The sequence below is a fragment of the Streptococcus sp. HMSC066F01 genome, assembly GCF_001837335.1.
GTDB classification, from domain to species: Bacteria; Bacillota; Bacilli; order Lactobacillales; family Streptococcaceae; genus Streptococcus; species Streptococcus oralis_S.
In genome coordinates this window covers 311,761-330,496 of sequence record NZ_KV832118.1, presented here as the reverse complement: position 1 = coordinate 330,496, position 18,736 = coordinate 311,761, and the positions used below count along the sequence as shown (strand labels likewise).

The 18,736-nt window shown below is 40.3% G+C and carries 20 protein-coding genes; 2 read left to right on the top strand and 18 right to left on the bottom strand.

Annotated features, from left to right (window positions below; translation table 11 throughout):
* From HMPREF2655_RS05910 to HMPREF2655_RS05825, 18 genes are all read right to left on the bottom strand, one after another.
* Positions 1-1,422 (bottom strand): PTS transporter subunit IIBC (locus tag HMPREF2655_RS05910; RefSeq protein WP_070838355.1); only part of this gene is annotated, 1,422 nt, incomplete at its 3' end.
* Positions 1,423-1,644: 222 nt separating this feature from the next.
* Positions 1,645-2,571, bottom strand: a complete 927-nt coding sequence (ftsX, locus tag HMPREF2655_RS05905; RefSeq protein ID WP_000625556.1) for a permease-like cell division protein FtsX — start codon at positions 2,569-2,571, stop codon at positions 1,645-1,647.
* The gene (ftsE, locus tag HMPREF2655_RS05900; protein WP_000022275.1) at positions 2,564-3,256 is read right to left on the bottom strand and encodes a cell division ATP-binding protein FtsE; all 693 of its coding nucleotides are present in this window, start codon (positions 3,254-3,256) and stop codon (positions 2,564-2,566) included. The genes ftsX and ftsE overlap by 8 nt, the downstream gene beginning before the upstream one ends.
* A gap of 17 nt (positions 3,257-3,273) precedes the next feature.
* Positions 3,274-4,369, bottom strand: a protein-coding gene (gene prfB, locus HMPREF2655_RS05895) for a peptide chain release factor 2 (protein ID WP_096753628.1) whose coding sequence is annotated in 2 segments (ribosomal slippage) — positions 3,274-4,296 and positions 4,298-4,369 — 1,095 coding nt in all. Because the reading frame shifts where the segments join, the coding sequence is not laid out codon by codon here.
* Positions 4,370-4,479: 110 nt separating this feature from the next.
* Positions 4,480-5,136: a CBS domain-containing protein gene (locus tag HMPREF2655_RS05890; RefSeq protein WP_000268643.1), complete on the bottom strand. Its 657-nt coding sequence runs from the start codon at positions 5,134-5,136 to the stop codon at positions 4,480-4,482.
* A 152-nt stretch (positions 5,137-5,288) separates the two neighbouring features.
* Complete coding sequence (locus HMPREF2655_RS05885) at positions 5,289-6,716, bottom strand: cytosine permease (protein ID WP_049485407.1); 1,428 nt, start codon at positions 6,714-6,716, stop codon at positions 5,289-5,291.
* Between the two features lies 1 nt (position 6,717).
* Positions 6,718-6,903, bottom strand: a complete 186-nt coding sequence (locus HMPREF2655_RS05880; RefSeq protein WP_000859104.1) for a hypothetical protein — start codon at positions 6,901-6,903, stop codon at positions 6,718-6,720.
* A 1-nt stretch (position 6,904) separates the two neighbouring features.
* A complete protein-coding gene (locus HMPREF2655_RS05875) occupies positions 6,905-8,683 on the bottom strand; it encodes a phosphotransferase (protein WP_070838106.1) in 1,779 nt (592 codons plus the stop codon).
* A gap of 299 nt (positions 8,684-8,982) precedes the next feature.
* Positions 8,983-9,693, bottom strand: coding sequence for an ABC transporter ATP-binding protein (locus HMPREF2655_RS05870; protein ID WP_000062207.1), 711 nt, complete (start codon positions 9,691-9,693; stop codon positions 8,983-8,985).
* Positions 9,693-10,457, bottom strand: a complete 765-nt coding sequence (locus tag HMPREF2655_RS05865) for an ABC transporter ATP-binding protein (RefSeq protein WP_001186014.1) — start codon at positions 10,455-10,457, stop codon at positions 9,693-9,695. The genes HMPREF2655_RS05870 and HMPREF2655_RS05865 overlap by 1 nt, the downstream gene beginning before the upstream one ends.
* Positions 10,457-11,413: a branched-chain amino acid ABC transporter permease gene (locus tag HMPREF2655_RS05860; protein WP_000856260.1), complete on the bottom strand. Its 957-nt coding sequence runs from the start codon at positions 11,411-11,413 to the stop codon at positions 10,457-10,459. The genes HMPREF2655_RS05865 and HMPREF2655_RS05860 overlap by 1 nt, the downstream gene beginning before the upstream one ends.
* A gap of 3 nt (positions 11,414-11,416) precedes the next feature.
* Positions 11,417-12,286: a branched-chain amino acid ABC transporter permease gene (locus HMPREF2655_RS05855; RefSeq protein ID WP_000941413.1), complete on the bottom strand. Its 870-nt coding sequence runs from the start codon at positions 12,284-12,286 to the stop codon at positions 11,417-11,419.
* A gap of 119 nt (positions 12,287-12,405) precedes the next feature.
* A complete protein-coding gene (locus HMPREF2655_RS05850; RefSeq protein ID WP_070838104.1) occupies positions 12,406-13,566 on the bottom strand; it encodes an ABC transporter substrate-binding protein in 1,161 nt (386 codons plus the stop codon).
* A gap of 87 nt (positions 13,567-13,653) precedes the next feature.
* Complete coding sequence (locus HMPREF2655_RS05845) at positions 13,654-13,923, bottom strand: YlbG family protein (RefSeq protein ID WP_000462100.1); 270 nt, start codon at positions 13,921-13,923, stop codon at positions 13,654-13,656.
* A 78-nt stretch (positions 13,924-14,001) separates the two neighbouring features.
* Positions 14,002-14,592: an ATP-dependent Clp protease proteolytic subunit ClpP gene (gene clpP / locus HMPREF2655_RS05840; RefSeq protein ID WP_000613467.1), complete on the bottom strand. Its 591-nt coding sequence runs from the start codon at positions 14,590-14,592 to the stop codon at positions 14,002-14,004.
* A 173-nt stretch (positions 14,593-14,765) separates the two neighbouring features.
* Positions 14,766-15,395, bottom strand: a complete 630-nt coding sequence (gene upp / locus HMPREF2655_RS05835) for a uracil phosphoribosyltransferase (protein ID WP_070838102.1) — start codon at positions 15,393-15,395, stop codon at positions 14,766-14,768.
* Positions 15,396-15,483: 88 nt separating this feature from the next.
* Positions 15,484-15,951, bottom strand: coding sequence for a deoxycytidylate deaminase (locus tag HMPREF2655_RS05830; RefSeq protein ID WP_070838101.1), 468 nt, complete (start codon positions 15,949-15,951; stop codon positions 15,484-15,486).
* An 18-nt stretch (positions 15,952-15,969) separates the two neighbouring features.
* On the bottom strand, positions 15,970-16,527 hold the full coding sequence (locus HMPREF2655_RS05825; RefSeq protein WP_000003897.1) for a TetR/AcrR family transcriptional regulator: 558 nt from the start codon (positions 16,525-16,527) through the stop codon (positions 15,970-15,972).
* Positions 16,528-16,651: 124 nt separating this feature from the next.
* On the opposite strand from HMPREF2655_RS05825, the gene HMPREF2655_RS05820 reads away from it, so the two are divergent.
* Both HMPREF2655_RS05820 and HMPREF2655_RS05815 read left to right on the top strand, forming a co-directional pair.
* Entirely contained in the window at positions 16,652-17,497 is an 846-nt protein-coding gene (locus HMPREF2655_RS05820) for a DegV family protein (protein ID WP_070535527.1), read from the top strand.
* A gap of 57 nt (positions 17,498-17,554) precedes the next feature.
* Complete coding sequence (locus HMPREF2655_RS05815; RefSeq protein WP_070535528.1) at positions 17,555-18,736, top strand: aminoacetone oxidase; 1,182 nt, start codon at positions 17,555-17,557, stop codon at positions 18,734-18,736.

Here is an 18,736-nt window from a genome sequence, read left to right as displayed (position 1 = left end):
AGCTGCTGCAACTTTTGGAGTTCCAGGAGTTGCTTCTTCTGATGCTCCTTCAGCTGTTTCGTAGTTTCCGTTACGTCCTGGAGTTGCGTAGTTGAATTTCTTGATCATGAAGTTGGCAATGAAGTACATGATAACCGCAAAGAGAACAGTTACCCAGATAAAGTTAACGATATCCATACCAATACCAGCATTAATTGCCAATGGTGTACGAGTCAAGAATTCAATTGAACCGAATGAGTGGACACGAAGGTGAACAATATCTGCCATAGCAAAGGCAGCACCTTGAACTACTGAATAAACAAGGTAAAGCGGTGTTGCGATGAACATGAACATATACTCAATAGGTTCAGTAACCCCTGTCAAGAATGTTGCAAGGGCTGTCGCAATCATCATACCCTTGTATTGGTGTTTCTTGTCAGCATCAACATTGCGGTAGATAGCAACGATGACACCCATCAAGATACCAAATGAACCGATCATTTGTCCAACTTTGAAACGAGCTGGAGTGACTGTTGTAAGAAGGTGTTGGTATTGGTCAGCATTTGAACCTTTAAGGTTAACAAGGTCAGTTACCCATGCAAGCCAAAGTGGATCTTGACCAAATACTTGTGTTCCTTTTGCTGCACCAGTTAACACTTCGTATGTTCCACCAAGAGCTGTATAGTTCATTGGGATAGTCAACATGTGGTGAAGACCAAATGGCAAGAGCAAACGTTCCAAAGTACCATACAAGAATGGTGCAAGAACTGGAGCAGTTTCTTGTGAGTTGGCAATCCAAATACCAAAGTTGTTAATACCTGTTTGAACTACTGGCCAAAAGGCAGCAAGTAGAATTGCAGCAATAGCTGAACGAAGAATAACGACGAATGGTACGAAACGTTTACCATTGAAGAATGAAAGGGCATCAGGAAGTTTACGGAAGTTGTAGTATTTGTTATAAGCTGTTGCCCCAACAAAACCAGAGATAATCCCTACGAAAACCCCCATGTTAAGCGCTGGTGCCTCAAGAACGCTGATAAAGTAGTCAGCAACCTTGATTGAACCACCAAAGAAGGTAGTAACCATTGCTTCAGGGTTTTTCAACATATCACCTGTAACACCGAAGATAGTACCTGTGATACGGTTAATCAAGATAAAGGCAAGTCCGGCTGCAAATGCACCACCTGCACGTTCTTTTGCCCAGCTTCCCCCAATAGCAAGGGCAAACAAGATATGAAGGTTACCGATAACCCCCCAACCAATTTGCTCAAGGATTCCACCTGTAATCACTAGAGGAGCAAGGTTTGGGTTGATCATCACGATTGATTTACCGATTGAGATCATCAATCCCGCCGCTGGCATAACGGCGATAACCACCATTAAAGCCTTACCGAATTTTTGCCAAAATTCGAAAGACAAGACATTTTTGAATGTAGCTTTCATCATTCAAATCTCCTTTATTTTATTTAGGCAAACGTTTTACGAAAACGTTTGCATTTGGTTATGTATTAATTATACCACTTTTATTTTTTTTGTAAAGGCTTTTATAAAAAAAATGTCTATTTTTTTTAATTTTTAAAAAAGAAAAAGAGAAGTTTACGAAAACTTCTCTTTTAAATATGTATTATTTTTCTGATTTGTTCTGCAATTTGCATTTAAATCCAACTAGATCTTCAAGAATCGACGCATTGAAATCCCTGAACCAATTGAACCAATGAAAATTCCGATTATAAATAATAGGACTGTCATCAGAGGGATAAACACATCTGGCGTAATCATTGACAAGTTTTGACCTACTAAGGATTTATTGACCGATTGATAAACCATATTGTAAACAAAGAATACAAGGACTGAAGGAATTGCTGCACCAAGCAAGCCAATAAAAGCACCTTCTAGCAAGAATGGACCACGAATATAGCCATTTTTTGCTCCTACAAGACGCATGATCTGAATCTCACGACTACGTGAAATAATGGTAATACGGATGGTATTGGAAATGAGGAAGACTGCAATAAAAATCAAGAGCCCTGCAATAACCAATCCCCAAACACGGATAAAGGAAGCTAGTTCAAAAAGTCGTTGAGTGTTGGCTCCACCATCTTGAACCTCTGATACTCCCTCAATTTTCTTCGCTTCTTCAGCTACTGTTTTAACATCACTTGGAGAATTTGTATCGACGATATAGGCATCATAGAGAGGGTTTGCATCCCCTTCAAAGACTTTCCAATCGTCACCCATGGTTTCCGTTAATTTTTCATACTGTTCTTCTTTACTTGAGAAGGTAACACTTTTTACAGCAGGCATAGCTTTCAAAGCGTCATAGACCTTGTGGTAGTCATTATTGGTAACTGTCTGACCTTCTTTTTCAATCGTTTCACTGTTATCTGCCACATCCTTACGAATGTAGACCATAACACGAACGTTGTTTTCAATATCGGTAGCCAGTTTTGCTGTATTAAAAATTACAGATGCAAACAAGGCAACGAGTGTTAAGGTAATCATAACCGAACTCACTGCTGCTACTGTCATCCAGCCATTTCGTTTTAAACTTTTTAATGATTCAAATAAATGGCGAAAAAATCTACTAATCATCGTATCCATATTCTCCTTTAGCTTCGTCACGAACGACACGGCCATTTTCAATGGCAATGACACGGTGGCGCAAGGTATTTACAATCTGGCTATTGTGGGTTGCCATCAAGACAGTAGTACCTTGGAGATTGATGCGTTCCAACAGATTCATAATTTCCCATGAATTATCTGGGTCCAAGTTTCCTGTTGGTTCATCGGCAATCAATACTTTAGGATTGTTGACAATCGCACGAGCAATCGCAATCCGTTGCTGCTCTCCACCTGAGAGTTCATTAGGGAAAGAGCGAACCTTATGTTTCAAACCAACCAGGTCCAATACTTCCATAACACGTTTTTTGATATTACGACGGCTCTCACCAATTACTTCCATTGCATAGGCAATATTCTCATAAACGGTCTTTTTAGGCAAAAGTTTGTAATCCTGAAAGACTACCCCTACACTACGACGTAGAAGCGGGACATCTTTCTTCTTAATTTTAACTAAATTAAATCCTGCAACTGTTAGGCTTCCTTTTTCAATCTTTACTTCTCGATATAAAGCTCGAATAAAGGTTGACTTACCTGCTCCAGAAGGTCCTACGATATAGGCAAACTCTCCTGGTTCAATAGTAACAGATACACCACGCAGGGCAGTCGTTCCATTGTCATACTTTTTGACAACATCTCTCATTTCAATGATTGACATATGAGTTCCTTTCTATCTTAGCTGATTCGCCACTTGAGGTAGGCATCGATAAAACCATCAAGGTCTCCATCCATCACCTTATCTACCTGAGCAACTTCAAAGCTTGTACGGTGATCTTTTACCATAGTATAAGGCGTGAAAACATATGAACGGATTTGGCTTCCCCATGTGATTTCTTTTTTCTCACCTTTAAGGGAATCAACTTCCGCAGCTTTCTTTTCTTGCTCCATTTGATAGAGCTTAGCCTGCAACATCTTCATGGCACGATCTCTATTTCCATACTGGGTACGATCGACCGTTGATTGGACGACAGTGCCCGTAGGAATGTGTGTCAAACGCACACCTGTTGAAACCTTATTGACGTTTTGTCCACCAGCGCCACCTGAACGGAAGGTATCCATTTTGATATCATCTTCACGAATCTCCACTTCGATGGTATCATCCAACTCAGGCATAACCTCGACGGATGTAAAAGAGGTATGGCGACGTTTGGCAGAGTCAAATGGCGAAATACGGACCAAACGGTGAACACCCATTTCTGATTTAAGTAGGCCGTATGCATTGGGTCCTTCAAAAGACAAGGTCACAGATTTGATACCCGCTTCATCACCAGCCTGGTAATCCAATACTTCTACTTTAAAGCCTTTGGCATTTCCATAACGAGTATACATACGAAGCAACATATCGCCCCAGTCCTGTGCCTCAGTACCACCAGATCCTGGATGGATTTCCAAGATGGCATTATTATGGTCATAAGGTTCTGACAAGAGAAGGGTCATCTCGTAGCTGGTCATCATCTTATCCAGTTCTGTCAACTGTTCGACCAGTTCATCATGGACTGACTCGTCTTCTGCCAAAAAGTCCAATAAAATTTCAACTTCATCCTGCAACTCCTCCATTTTACGGAAGGTGTTGTAGGTGTTTTTTAATTCATTTAATTCTTGCGACGTTTTTTGGGCCGCGATATTATCGTTCCAAAAATCAGGTTCTGTCATCTTGTTTTCCAAGATGGCAATCTCTTCCTCTAAACCTTCGAGGTCAAAGAGACCCCCTGAAAGAAGCTAATTTTTCACGATTTGCGTCAATTTTTTGACGAATTTCTGAAATGTCCATAGATACTCCTTTTCATATCGTTTTATTATACCATAATCTCTCATTTCTTTCCATATTTTGCTTTTCACCGCTTTTGATGGCAGAAGAAAAGAGGCTCTAAAGCCTCTTGTTTAAAGGACTTTAGCAGAGGTATGAGTGATCTCCTCCACTTGAATTCCTTCTTTTTCAAACTTATCCTTTAATGCAGTCAAATCGATTTTTCCATCAATTTGAACTTCGATGACAACCTTGCCATCCTTACGTGGAATATTAACAGTATGGGAAATATTTAAATCCTCTTCTACAATTAGAGCTACAATTTTTCCCAGTACTCCGACTTCATTTTCTGTAATGAAACGAACGCGAATCCCCTCTTCTCCGTATCCAGCGATTTCCAAGAAAGCCTGAAAAACATCGCGGTCTGTAATGACACCGTAGACCTGATGATTGTCTACGACTGGTAATATCCCAATTTTATTTTTCAGCATCAGGTAGGTCGCATCTTCTAAACTAGCATAGCCAGAAACCGTCACGACATCTCGAATCATTACATCTTTTACTTTGGTTTTATTCAGAAGATAATTCATCTCATAGATAGAGAGACTGGTTGCTTTAGATGGGCTGGCTTCCGCAATGGTTCCTTCTGTTACCAATCCGACTAATTGATCGTTTTCGATAACAGGTAAACGGTGCAAACCTTGCTCGCGCATCAAATCTGCTGCATGTGCTACAGTCGTATCTGGACTGATATAAACTACCTTACGGGTCATGAAATCTTTAACTGCCATGAGACTTCTCCTTCTATATTACTACTTTTATTATACACTTTCTTAGAAAATCTATCAAACGCTTTCATCTCTTTTTCAAGATTTTGAATAATCTGAGAAGTTTGCATAAAATGCCAGTGTAATTTAAAAGGGAACCGAAGTCCCCTCTATTCTTAAATCGTAACAGTGTCTCGATCTTTTATCATATAACGTTTCAGTGGGCTAAGACTAGCTAGCCAGTATAGTAGACCACCAAATAGCGCAGTAAATCCGCTACCAGTTGTGATTAAAAAGATTGGACTTTGAATTTGTGCAGTTACAGGGTTGTAGACAAAAAGTACCGCTACCAATAAGGAGATAAATACGCAAGACAAGCCAACTAAGTTAAATCCTTTAGTAAATTCGTATGCGTCATGCCCTTCAAGGAAATAGGCTGAACGCAAGTCGAGTTTTCGTTTTCTTAAGATAAAATAGTCGACAACAATCATACCAATAATTGGCCCCTGAATATAGGCAGCTAGGGAGATGAAGGATCCGAAATACTCTTCTACTCCTCCCCAGATAGTGAGTAGACTCACGTAAACCATGGCAATCCAAACCATTAGTTTATAGCTTACTTTGGGCATCCCACTTTTGACAATCATACAGTTCACGTATGATCCAGTCCCCTGAGTTCCAATATTAGCAAAGGCTACTAGTAGTAGACTTAAGAGAGCAAAGGCTGGGGTGCTTAGAGTTGATAGCATGGTTGTTGGATCACTTTCATACACACCTGTTTTGACAAACATGGCTAGAGCCATGACTCCACCTGTAGCAACGAAGAATGGAGCCACAACTCCGTATGATAAGGCTGTAGCCCAATAACCACTGCGTTCTGTTTTTGCTAAACGCGGTAAAACCAATGCCTGTGTAGACCAAGAGAAAGCAAAGGCAACATTTCCTTCTCCAGAGAGCATGAAGCGTTCTAATGGCGTCAAATCTCCTTGAGTGGCTGGTTGGATATTCATAATATCCGTTATAGGAACGGCGACAAAGCAGATTCCAACGATAATCAGACCGACAATCAATAAGGCGATAACCAAGAAGCGATTGGTCCATTTAATCACTTCCGGGCCTCCAAGAGCAATGAGAGTCCCAAGAAGAACACAGAGGGTACCAAGAATAGGCGCCCATACTCCCTTGTCCAAACCAAGACCAAAATTATTTGCCAAATGGATCATGGAACTGGCAAAAAGATTGGCCGCAACAGCATACCATCCAAAGTTAGCCAAGCTAATAATGGTTGATAACAGGGCTACACCTCTTTTTCCTAGAACGGCTCTCAACCAAATCCACAAATCAATTCCATACTTAACCGCAAATAAAATAGGAAGACATTCAATAAAGACCCAGATAATGTTAAAGCTAAAAATATTTATCAACATTTGATTAAAGGTCAAATATTGAGCTACATAAGCCCCTTGGGTATAACACCAAGTAGCAATGGCAAAACCACTTGTCGATAGAAAGAGATCCCAAAAAGAATACTGACGATCCTTATTGGTCATGGGAACAATTCCGGTTATGGTTTCTTGTTGGATATAGTCATTCATTTTAGACATGTTATTGAATTCCTCCCGTCATTGCTAAGATAATCAAAACAAGGTTGATTAGGACTATGGAGATGATTAAAATGAAATCACTTTTTAGGAAGGGTTGAACAAACTCGTAGTTTGGTGACTCCATTTCTTCCAATCTTCTCTTTGTTTCAGTTGCTACTAATTCTTCAATTTCAGATGTCGTTTTCATCTCAGTTCTCCTCCAAATACAAGTCAAGGGCCAGTTGTCCATATTGTTTGGTATAGCGATACCAGATGTAGAGAAACTCACCGACTGGTTTTCCGACACTCTCCTGGAACAAAGCCCACAAGAACCAATAATATGAGGTCACTGCTACATAAGCCAAGTAGTGACGTTTGGTTTTCTTATCTGGTACTTCTTGTAGATACAATTCCAGTACTTTTTCAGCATCCTCTACGGTATAATTAGAACACGCGATAAAGGTCCCCAAATCTCCTGCTGGCTCTCCCATTCCAGAATATTCCCAATCAATCAAGCTCATTTCGCCTGCTTCATTCAACAAAAAATTAGGACTATAGGAATCTCCATGACAAAGAACAACCTGTTTCGGATCATTCTGTAAATAATTTTTGAGAAGTGAAACAGTTTCATCCAATTCCTCGAGGCCATCAAATTCAAATCGATTTCTAGCTTTCAATTTTTCTCTAAAATCAATAATTCCCTCAAACTGGGCAAAGGAATGTTCCGTTTTTTCTCCAGATTGGTGTAACCGTCTCAAGAGGTCCATTGCTTGTGCCACATCATCCCAATTATTATAATCCAGTTGCTTAGCATTGGGAATAAATTCTGAAATTTTCCAGCCCTCATGCTTGTTCATAGCTACGAAGGTACGGTCAATCTTTAATTTTGTAGCAATTTCCATAGAAGCTGCTTCACTAGCTCGGTCGATATAATTTTCCGTTCCCCTGCCCGGATGACGGTAAACATATCTTTTTCCTAGACAGTCAAATGAAAATGATGTGTTGGTTAACCCATCTTTTAGAGGTTTGATATTGACAATATCTGAAGCCACACACTTTAATGTCTTACAGATATTATCGATAATAGCTGAATCTGCATTTACCAAATAACGTTCATCAAATTGACGGAGTTCATCTAGAGAGTCGAATTCTTTAACAATATCCGCTGAATAGTGACGGGCTTCTAAAAGGAGTTCCTTGACATGCCGACTATAGTAATCCTCCCAAAGCTGTTCCCGATAAGGTTCGTGCTTAAACTCGTTTTCTAAAATTTCCTTGAATTTCTCACTAAATGCACGGTCGAAATAAACGTGCCCCACCATAGCCCAAGTATTTTCTCCACCAATCTGGATATCAATGATGGTGTTATTCGAATCCTCTATAGCACAATATTCGTCCGTTTGACCTTCTGCAAATATCGTCGAGTAGTAACCTCTATAAATATATTGCTCAAAAGGATTTTCCACAAAATAATTATCTGATGAACAAATATAAGTGTTGGAAAGTTGATTTTTAACCAACATAAGAGACGAACAGTTATTATATTTGTAGTAATCATTATTTACTACAATTTTTATACCAAACTTCTCTGCAAGATAGAACATTTTTTCTTGTAAGTAGCCTACAGTAACGGTTATATCTTCTATTCCTGCTTCTTGCAGCTGTCTGATTTCCCTCTCTATCAAGCGTTCCCCCTTGACTTGAAGCAATCCTTTGGGAATCTCATAAGACAAAGGAGCAAAACGGCTACTCATGCCAGCAGCCATTATAATGGCATTTTTTACTCGATAGGGGTCTAAAACTTTCTGACCTAGTTCAGTTAAGTGAAGCTCCTCATCAACCCACTTCTCTTCTTTCAGTTTTTTCAATAATGTGTTGATTGTTCCTAAAGATAGGTCTAACTCTTCAGCTAACTGTCGCTGAGTAAATGTCTTTTCTTTATGTATCAACATAAAACGCAAAAGTTTAAATTGTTTTTCTGTTACCATTCTCAGTCCTCCTGTTCAATTTTCTCTTACTCATATTATAATATGAACAAAAAGGACTGTCAATTCAAATAGGAAAACAATGAGTAAAAATTAAGGCCTTCTTCCCTTTCCTCAAAAAACATATAAATAAAAGAGCTCCTTATTCTGGAGCCCTGAAATATTTTATATTTTTGATAAGTAGTCGTATTAGGTGTCGCTTGGCTGCAATCCTTATCCGCCAACTAAAAAGGTCCCCCGGACTATAGAGGGATTGCGTGCGCAATCTCCATCCACAGCCTAAACTAGTCTCCCAGACTAGTTTAGCCACCTAGATATGCTTTTCTGACTTCATCTGATGCTGCGAGTTCTTTTCCTGTTCCTGATAGGACAATCTTTCCTGTTTCAAGTACATAACCACGATCAGAGATAGCAAGGGCCTTGTTAGCGTTCTGTTCAATTAGGAGAACTGTTGTTCCTTGCTTCTGAATATCTTGAATGATATCAAAAATTTCTTGGATAAAGATCGGGGCAAGTCCCATTGACGGCTCATCCAAGAGAAGGAGCTTAGGTGTAGACATGAGAGCGCGTCCCATAGCAAGCATCTGCTGTTCACCACCTGAAAGAGTTGCCGCATCTTGGTTTTTGCGTTCTTCCAGACGAGGGAAACGTGAAAAGACTTTTTTCAAGTTAGCTTGATTTTCTTCACGATTTTTCTTTAAAAAGGCTCCCATTTCTAAGTTTTCCATAACAGTCAAACCTGGGAAAACATGGCGTCCTTCAGGAACTTGTGAAAGGCCACCTGCTACAATTTTTTGAGCTGGCAACTTTTGAATTTCTTTTCCTAAAAACTGAATTTTACCAGCACTTGGACGAACCAAACCTGAAAGGGTACGAAGAATGGTTGTTTTACCAGCACCATTGGCACCAATCAAGGAAACAACTTCACCTTCATTAACCTCGAAACTTACATCACGAACTGCTTGGATCATACCATAATGCACAGAGAGGTTTTCAACTTTTAACATAGACATTAGGCTTCACCTCCTAGATAAGCTTCGATAACACGTTTGTTGTTCTTGATCTCATCCGGAGTCCCATGAGCAATCAACCGACCATATTCAAGAACATAGATACGCTCAGTGACTTCCATAACCAAATTCATGTCATGTTCGATAAGCATGATGGTAATTTTAAATTCATCTTTGATACGACGGATCAATTCTGTCAATTCAGCTGTTTCTTGTGGATTCATACCAGCTGCAGGTTCGTCCAAAAAGAGGATCTTAGGTTCAGTTGCCAGAGCACGAACGATTTCTAATCGACGTTGTTGACCATAAGCCAGATTCTTGGCAAGAGTATCTGCGTCACCATCCAAATCAAAGATCTTCAACAAGTCCAAAGCTTTGCTTTTTAATTCTTCCTCATTCTTATAAAAAGCTGGTAGGCGTAGGAAGCTCGCAAGGACATGTTGTTTATGATGATTGCTAAATGCAATCAAAACATTCTCCAAAACTGTCAAGTCCTTGAACAAACGAATATTTTGGAAAGTACGACTGAGACCAAGTGAAGCAATCTTATAGGGAGTTTTCCCATTTAGGAGGTGACCATCTAGTGTCACAGTACCTTCGCTTGGTTCATAAACACCGGTCAAGAGATTGAAAAGGGTTGTTTTACCAGCTCCGTTTGGTCCAATCAGACCAACCAATTCTCCCTCGTTCAATTCAAGAGTGACATCTCCAACAGCTGTTAGACCGCCAAAATGTTTGGTTAACTGTTTAACTTCAAGTAATGCCATTAGTTTTGTCCCTCCTTCTTCGATTTTTTAAAGAAACGTGATAGACTCAATTCCCATGTCCCAAGAAGTCCACCTGGTCTGAAAATCATGACCAATACAAGAGCCAAAGCGTAGATAATCATACGTACGCTTGCTACATCCTGAAGGAGCATATTTAAAATTCCTAAAACAATCGCTGAAACGATGGTACCAGTAATCGATCCAAGTCCACCAAATACAACGATAATCAACACATTGATGGAATTAATAAAGGTGTAATCTTTTGGGACAACAGATCCGATAAAACCAGCCTGAAGTGAACCAGCAATACTTGCTGTAATGGCTCCAAAGACAAAAGCGATAATCTTGATCTTTGTGGTGTTTACCCCAACGGATTCTGCAGCAATCTCATCCTCACGAACAGATAGAGTAGAGCGTCCAATTGGACTACGTAAGAAGTTGAGAGTTGCAATAGTTGTGATCACCACAAATAGATAAACCATTTGCCAGTTAGTAAAGTTTGGAATACCCAAGATACCAGCAGCACCGTTGGTCAAACTGCCACCATTAATGATAAAGATACGAATGATTTCTGAAACACCTAGTGTCGCAACTGCCAGGTAGTCACCCTTCAAACGGAGTGTTGGGATCCCAACGAACAAAGCGACTGCACCAGAAATCAAAGCGCCCAAGACCATCGCTCCAAAGAAAGCACCATAGGTTGGTGATTTTGAACCAATAATCGCTGCTGCATAAGCCCCAATCGCCATAAAACCTGCATGACCAAGTGAGAATTGTCCTGAAAAACCAACGATTAAGTTCAAGCCTACTGCAAGGATGATATTAATCCCAATTTGTTCTAAAATTTGGACATGGAATAGATTGAGAACACCAGCAGAAACCAGTACACTAATCAATCCATAACCCGCTAACAGAAGGAATAACCAGAGAATATTTACTTTAAGATTTGTCTTCATTGTTTACACCTTCTCTTTCACATTCTTACCAAGGATACCTGCAGGTCGAACAATCAGAATCAAAAGCAAGATTCCATATACGATAGCATCACGGAAATCAGACATACCGAAGGCAGTAGCAAATGTTTCCAACAAGCCAATCACAAATCCCCCTAGAGCTGCACCAGGAATAATCCCGATACCACCGAGAACGGCCGCAACGAATGATTTTAGACCTGGAGTCACACCCATCAAAGGTTCAAGAGAGTTGTAGTAAAGGGCAATGAGAACACCTGCTGCACCAGCAAGGGCTGAACCCAAAGCAAAGGTAAAGCTGATTGTGCGATTTACATTAATTCCCATCAATTGAGCTGCGTCACTATCAACTGATACCGCACGCATGGCTTTCCCCATTTTTGTTTTTTGGACGATTAATTGCAATAAAACCATCAAGAGTACAGAAACTGCTAAAATCATCAATTGAACATTTGTCAAGCTAATTGGTCCCAAGTCAAAGCGGACTGTTTCAATTGCTTGAGGGAAGGCACGAGTATTAGCACCTACTAGATAAACCATTCCGTATTCCAGTAGGAAAGACACTCCGATGGCAGTAATCAATACAGCAATACGTGTAGAGTGTCGTAAAGGACGGTAGGCAAGAAACTCAATCACAACACCAAGTAGTGCGGTTCCTGCCATTGAAATAATTAAAGCTAAAAAGAAATCCATTTGGAAAGAATTAATCAAAAAGTAACCAATAAAGGCACCCATCATGTAAATATCACCGTGGGCGAAGTTGATGAGTTTGATAATTCCATAAACCATGGTATAACCCAGAGCCAAAAGTGCATAAACACTACCCAGAATTAGACCATTCACAAGTTGTTGGAGCATAGCATTCACTCTTTTCTATCCTTATTTTTTAGAAAATTTCATTATTTTCACAAGTTCATAAACACCGAAACAGGGAGTGAGTCAAAGGCTCATTCCCCATTTCAATTACTATTCTAATGTTATGGTTTTACAACTTCTGCTTCTTCAACTTTACCATTGTTCATGGTCATCATGTAAGCAGTTTTCACAGTATTGTGGTCAGCATCAAAGCTTGTTTGACCAGTTACACCATCAAAATCTTTGGTTTTAGCAAGGTTGTCCTTGATCTCACCTGAGTTTTTAGCACCTTTTGCAGCATTTGCTACTAGGTAAACTGAGTCATAGGCCAAAGCTGAGAATGTTGAAGGCTCTTCATTGTATTTAGCACGGTATGCTTCAAGGAAAGCTTTAGCTTTTGCAGAAACATCAACTGTAGTTGAGAATCCAGAGATGAAGTAAATGTTTGATGCTCTTTCAGCAGTTGCTTGTTGAACAAATTCTTCACCGTTAAATCCATCACCACCAATGATTGGTTTATCAATTCCCATACCACGAGCTTGGTTTACAATTTTACCAGCTTCTGTGTAGTAACCTGGAACTACGATAGCGTCAAACTCTTTCCCTTTCATTTTAGTAAGGGCTGCTTGGAAGTCAGTATCACCTGCTACAAACGTTTCATCTGCTACAATCTCACCCTTGTAGGATTCGCGGAAAGATTTAGCAATACCTTTTGCATAGTCACTAGCGTTGTCAGTATAAAGAACAACCTTCTTAGCATTCAATTTGTTTGTTACATAGTTAGAAATAATCTTCCCTTGGAAGCTATCTTGGAATGTTCCGATAAATAGGTAATCTTGACCTTTGGTCAAACCGTCTTGAGTAGCACTTGGTGAAATCAATGGCACTCCAGCTTTAGTAGCGTTAGCTACAGCTGCAGCAGTTGCACCAGATGTCGCAGGTCCTACAATAGCTGCTACTTTTGATTGGGTAACAAGGTTTGTTGTAACAGAAGCTGCTTCAGCAGTTTCTGACTTGTTGTCTTTGTCTACAACTTCGATTTGTTTTCCATCAATTCCACCTGCAGCGTTGATTTCGTCTACAGCAAGTTGGGCACCTTTTTGTTCAGCTGTACCGTAAGCTGCAACAGCACCTGTCTCTTCAAAGTTAAAACCGATTTTAATTGTTTTTTCGTCTACTGGATTTCCAGTTGTGTTTGACGCTCCTGATTTGACCTCTCCACAGGCAGCAAGAAGAGCCACACTAACAAGAGCCACAAAAGATAGGGCAAATTTTTTCTTCATTTTTAATCTCCTTATAGTTGTTTCAAAAATTGTATGTTAAGAATATACCGAATTATCAGAAAATTGTCAATACATTTATTTAATTTTTTAAATGATAACGTTTTCTTCGTTACGATAGAGATTGCCAACGAAGGGAGTTTCTAGCTCTTGAATATGGCAACGTCTAATTTTCTTGATATATCTTTCCTTACCTAATCTCTCAACTAAGTCATCTAACTCCTCAGTTGGAACATAGAGCTGCAAGTAACGATGTTTTTTGGAATGGTAACAGATATCACCGTATTCCTGAATTTTTTTTGCGTCTCGATTATAGTAGAGATAGATGATTAATCCTGATCGATTTGTTTTTTCAAACATGAGGAAGCCTCTTTCTAAGAAATTTTCCCCTATTATACCAAAAAAAGCAAACTCCGTCGAGTTTGCTTTCTAGGTTGCTTAGCTTAAAGAATTGTTGGCCATAATTTCATCAATAAAGCCATATTCAAGCGTTTCTTGGGCACTCATCCAGTAATCACGTTCCGCATCTGCATGAATTTGCTCGACTGATTTACCAGAGTTATCTGCAAGGATTTGCTCCAAAGTCTTACGAGTTTTGAGCAAGTGCTCTGCAGCGATTGCCATATCTGTCTGTTGGGTACCACCACCTGTACCACCCATTGGTTGGTGAATCATGTACTCTGCATTTGGAAGCATGAAACGTTTGCCTTTTGCACCACTTGATGCGATGACAGTCCCCATAGATGCAGCCATCCCCATAACGATAGTTTGGACATCCGCTTTGATAAAGTTCATGGTATCAACGATTGCCAAACCAGCAGAAACAGAGCCCCCAGGTGTATTGACATAAAGGTAAATATCTTTTGTGCTGTCTTGGGCATCCAAGAAGAGCAACTGAGCAATAACGGAGTTGGCCATGTTGTCTTCAACTGGACCTGTTAGCATGATGATGCGGTCTTTCAGAAGACGAGAGTAAATATCATAGGAACGTTCTCCACGGCTTGTTTGTTCAATAACTACAGGAATCATTCATTTCTCCTTTTAATGTTGAATTTTCTTAGTCTTACGACTCAATACAGAACTATTATATCTTTTTGGTCAAAAAAGGTCAAATTTTTGCTCTATTCTCTAAACAGAAACAAAAACTCAACCTCCTTTCAAGTTAAAAACGAACTTCTAGTTTCACTATTTACTTTGGGATTTTATTTAGTACCGAACAAGCGGTCTCCAGCATCTCCAAGACCTGGAACGATATAACCGTGTTCGTTCAAGCGTTCATCCAAGGCTGCTGTAAAGATTTCTACATCTGGGTGTGCTTCTTGAAGAGCTTTCACACCTTCTGGAGCAGATACTAGGCAGACAAACTTGATATTTGAAGCGCCACGTTTTTTAAGGGAGTCAACAGCCAAGATTGCTGAGCCACCTGTTGCCAACATTGGATCAACGACAAAGATTTGACGTTGGTCAATATCCTCAGGCAATTTCACCAAATATTCAACTGGTTGAAGGGTTTCTTCATCACGGTACATACCGATATGACCAACTTTAGCTGCTGGAACCAAGCTCAAGAGACCATCTACCATCCCGATACCTGCGCGCAAGATTGGGACAATCGCCAATTTTTTCCCAGTCAATTGTTTTTGAACGGTCTTTGTGATAGGTGTTTCGATTTCCACATCTTCAAGTGGAAGATCACGAAGTACTTCATATCCCATCAACATTGCAATCTCATCTACCAGCTCACGAAAAGCTTTTGTAGAAGTATCTGTACGTCGCAAGATTGACAATTTGTGTTGAATGAGTGGATGATTAATGACTTCAATTTTTCCCATTTTCTGAATTCCTTCTTTCAATTTATTCTTCTTATTATATCAAAAAACGGTTTAAAAAGCTTTCTAAACCATTTATTTTAATTAATTTTTAAATCAAATCTGCCTCTTGGAGAGCTGTCTGAACAGTCTCTAATGGTAAATGGGTTAACTCGGTGCCTTTTTCTTGATAAAGGTACTGGGCATAGTCATCCATTCGGTACTGGTTGATATAAACCACGCGCTTACAACCAACTTGTAGCAGTTGTTTGGTGCAGTTCAGACACGGAAAATGGGTCACATAGGCTGTAAATCCTCTTGGAACCCCTCGTTCGGCTCCTTGCAAGATGGCATTAACCTCGGCGTGAAGGGTTCGAACACAGTGACCTTCAATGACCAGACATTCGTGGTCAATACAGTGCTCCGTTCCTGATACGGAACCATTATAGCCTGTTGAAACGACCTTATTGTCCTTAACTAGGACAGCTCCCACCTTGGCACGTTTGCAGGTCGAACGATTGGCAATCAGTAAAGCCTGGGCTGCAAAGTACTCATCCCAAGCCAGTCTTTTTTCTGTCATAATTCTTCTCCTTATCCCCTATTTTTTGAAAAATGGCAAGCGTAAATCTGCAATCTTTTCAGCTGGAACTTTCATGCCATCCTTGATCCATTTGAGCAGAACCGATACGATGGCAGAGCTCCAAAAGGAATGAAGGTAGCTGCTGACACCTTTTGACTTTCCATGGTATTTTTCTAGAAATTCCTGCATGGCTTGGACAAAAATCTTTTCCAAATGGTAGTCCAGAGCAAGTTGGATAACCTTGGCTTCTTTCTTGGCTGCGCGAAAAAGGTGTACCCAGACTAGATAAAGATCGGTTTTGACATCGTAGTGGCTCAACTGTTCCATGATATTATGAACACTGCGTTTAAAAACACTTTCCAAAATCTCTTCTTTGGAGTCATAGTTACGATAGAAGGCGGCACGAGAGACACCCGCCCGTTTGACCAGCTCCGAAATGCTGATCTTAGCCAAGTCTTTTTTCTCTAGAAGCTGCAAAAGAGCCGTCTCGATTGCTTCTCTAGTTAAAAAATTGGATTCTTGATTTGATTTTCTGAGATTTTCAAGAGATTTTTCAGATATTTTACGTTCAGACATAACAATTTCTTTCTACTTGTGACAACAGAGAGCTGGTACTTTTGTTTCAAGGGCTTTCATGATATAATTGTAAAAAAAGACAGAACCTTTGTCAATGTATAAGTGACAAAGATGGAGAATTTCTATGACTTGGAAGATTGTAGCTGACTCCGGTTGTGATTATCGTCAACTGGCAACTCCTGCTATTGATACGGAATTTGTTAGTGTTCCTTTAACCATTCAAGTAGCTGATCAGGTCTTTATCGATGATGCCAATCTCAACATTAACCACATGATGGAAACAATGTATGCGACTTCTGAGGCTTCAAAATCAGCCTGTCCTAGCCCTGATGATTACTTGCGTGCATTCGAAGGAGCCAAGCATATCTTTGTTGTTACTATCACTGGTGCTCTTTCTGGCAGTCATAATAGTGCGCAGCTTGCTAAGAATATCTACCTTGAAGAATACCCTGACACTCAGATTCATGTGATCGATACATTGTCAGCAGGTGGTGAGGTTGACTTGATTGTCGAAAAAATCAATAGTTTGATTGATCAAGGACTTTCTTATGAGGAAATTGTTGAAGCTATTACAGCCTACCAAGAAAAAACGAAGTTGCTCTTTGTTCTTGCTAAGGTTGATAACTTGGTAAAAAATGGCCGTTTGAGTAAGCTTATCGGTACAGTTGTTGGCCTTCTCAACATCCGTATGGTTGGGGAAGCAAGTGAAACTGGAACCTTAGAACTGCTCCAAAAAGCGCGTGGACCAAAAAAATCTCTTCAAGCAGCCTATGAAGAACTCATCAAGGCTGGCTATGCTGGTGGCCGTATCGTCATGGCTCATCGCAGCAATGAAAAATTCTGTCAGCAATTGTCAGAACGCTTGCTTGAAACCTTCCCACAAGCGGATATCAAAATCATCCCGACGTCTGGTCTCTGCAGTTTCTATGCAGAAGATGGCGGTTTGTTGATGGGATATGAAATTAACTAAGATTATGAGCAACAAGAGATGCCAAGCATCTCTTGTTTTTTGTGGTACAATAGAGCTATGAAACATTTTGATACTATTGTCATTGGTGGGGGACCTGCTGGCATGATGGCTACGATTTCCAGTAGCTTTTATGGTCAGAAAACTCTACTCATCGAAAAAAATCGAAAACTTGGCAAAAAATTAGCTGGAACGGGCGGTGGTCGTTGTAATGTGACCAACAATGGAACCTTAGATGACCTATTAGCTGGAATCCCTGGTAACGGGCGGTTTCTTTACAGTGTCTTCTCCCAGTTTGATAACCATGATATCATAAACTTTTTTACGGAAAATGGTGTTAAACTTAAGGTCGAGGACCACGGACGCGTCTTTCCTGCTAGTGATAAGTCTCGGACTATTATCGAGACACTAGAAAAGAAAATCACTGAACTCGGTGGTCAAGTTGCTACTCAAACAGAAATTGTTTCGGTTAAAAAGATAGACGACCAGTTTGTCCTTAAGTCCGCAGACCAAACCTTCACTTGTAATAAACTCATTGTTACAACAGGTGGTAAGTCTTATCCTTCGACTGGTTCGACTGGTTTTGGTCACGAGATTGCTCGCCATTTTAAACATACCATTACTGAGCTTGAAGCTGCTGAGAGCCCATTGTTGACTGATTTTCCACACAAAGCGCTTCAAGGGATTTCACTAGACGATGTGACCTTAAGCTATGGGAAGCATGTCATCACTCACGATCTGCTCTTTACCCACTTTGGTCTATCCGGTCCTGCTGCACTGCGTATGTCCAGCTTTGTCAAGGGTGGAGAGGTTCTCTCGCTAGATGTCTTATCTCAACTTTCTGAGAAGGACTTGGTGGCATTTCTAGAAGAAAATCGGGAAAAATCCTTGAAAAATGCTTTAAAAACTTTGTTGCCAGAACGCTTGGCAGAATTTTTGGTGCAAGGCTATCCTGAAAAAGTTAAACAGCTGACTGAGAAAGAACGCGAGCAACTACTCCAGTCCATCAAGGCTCTCAAAATCCCTTTAACTGGCAAAATGTCTCTTGCCAAGTCCTTTGTCACCAAAGGCGGTGTCAGTCTCAAGGAAATCAATCCCAAAACTCTGGAAAGCAAACTCGTTCCTGGGCTCCACTTTGCTGGTGAGGTACTGGATATCAATGCCCATACGGGTGGCTTTAACATCACTTCTGCCCTCTGCACCGGCTGGGTGGCAGGCTCAAATCCAATAAATACCAAATAA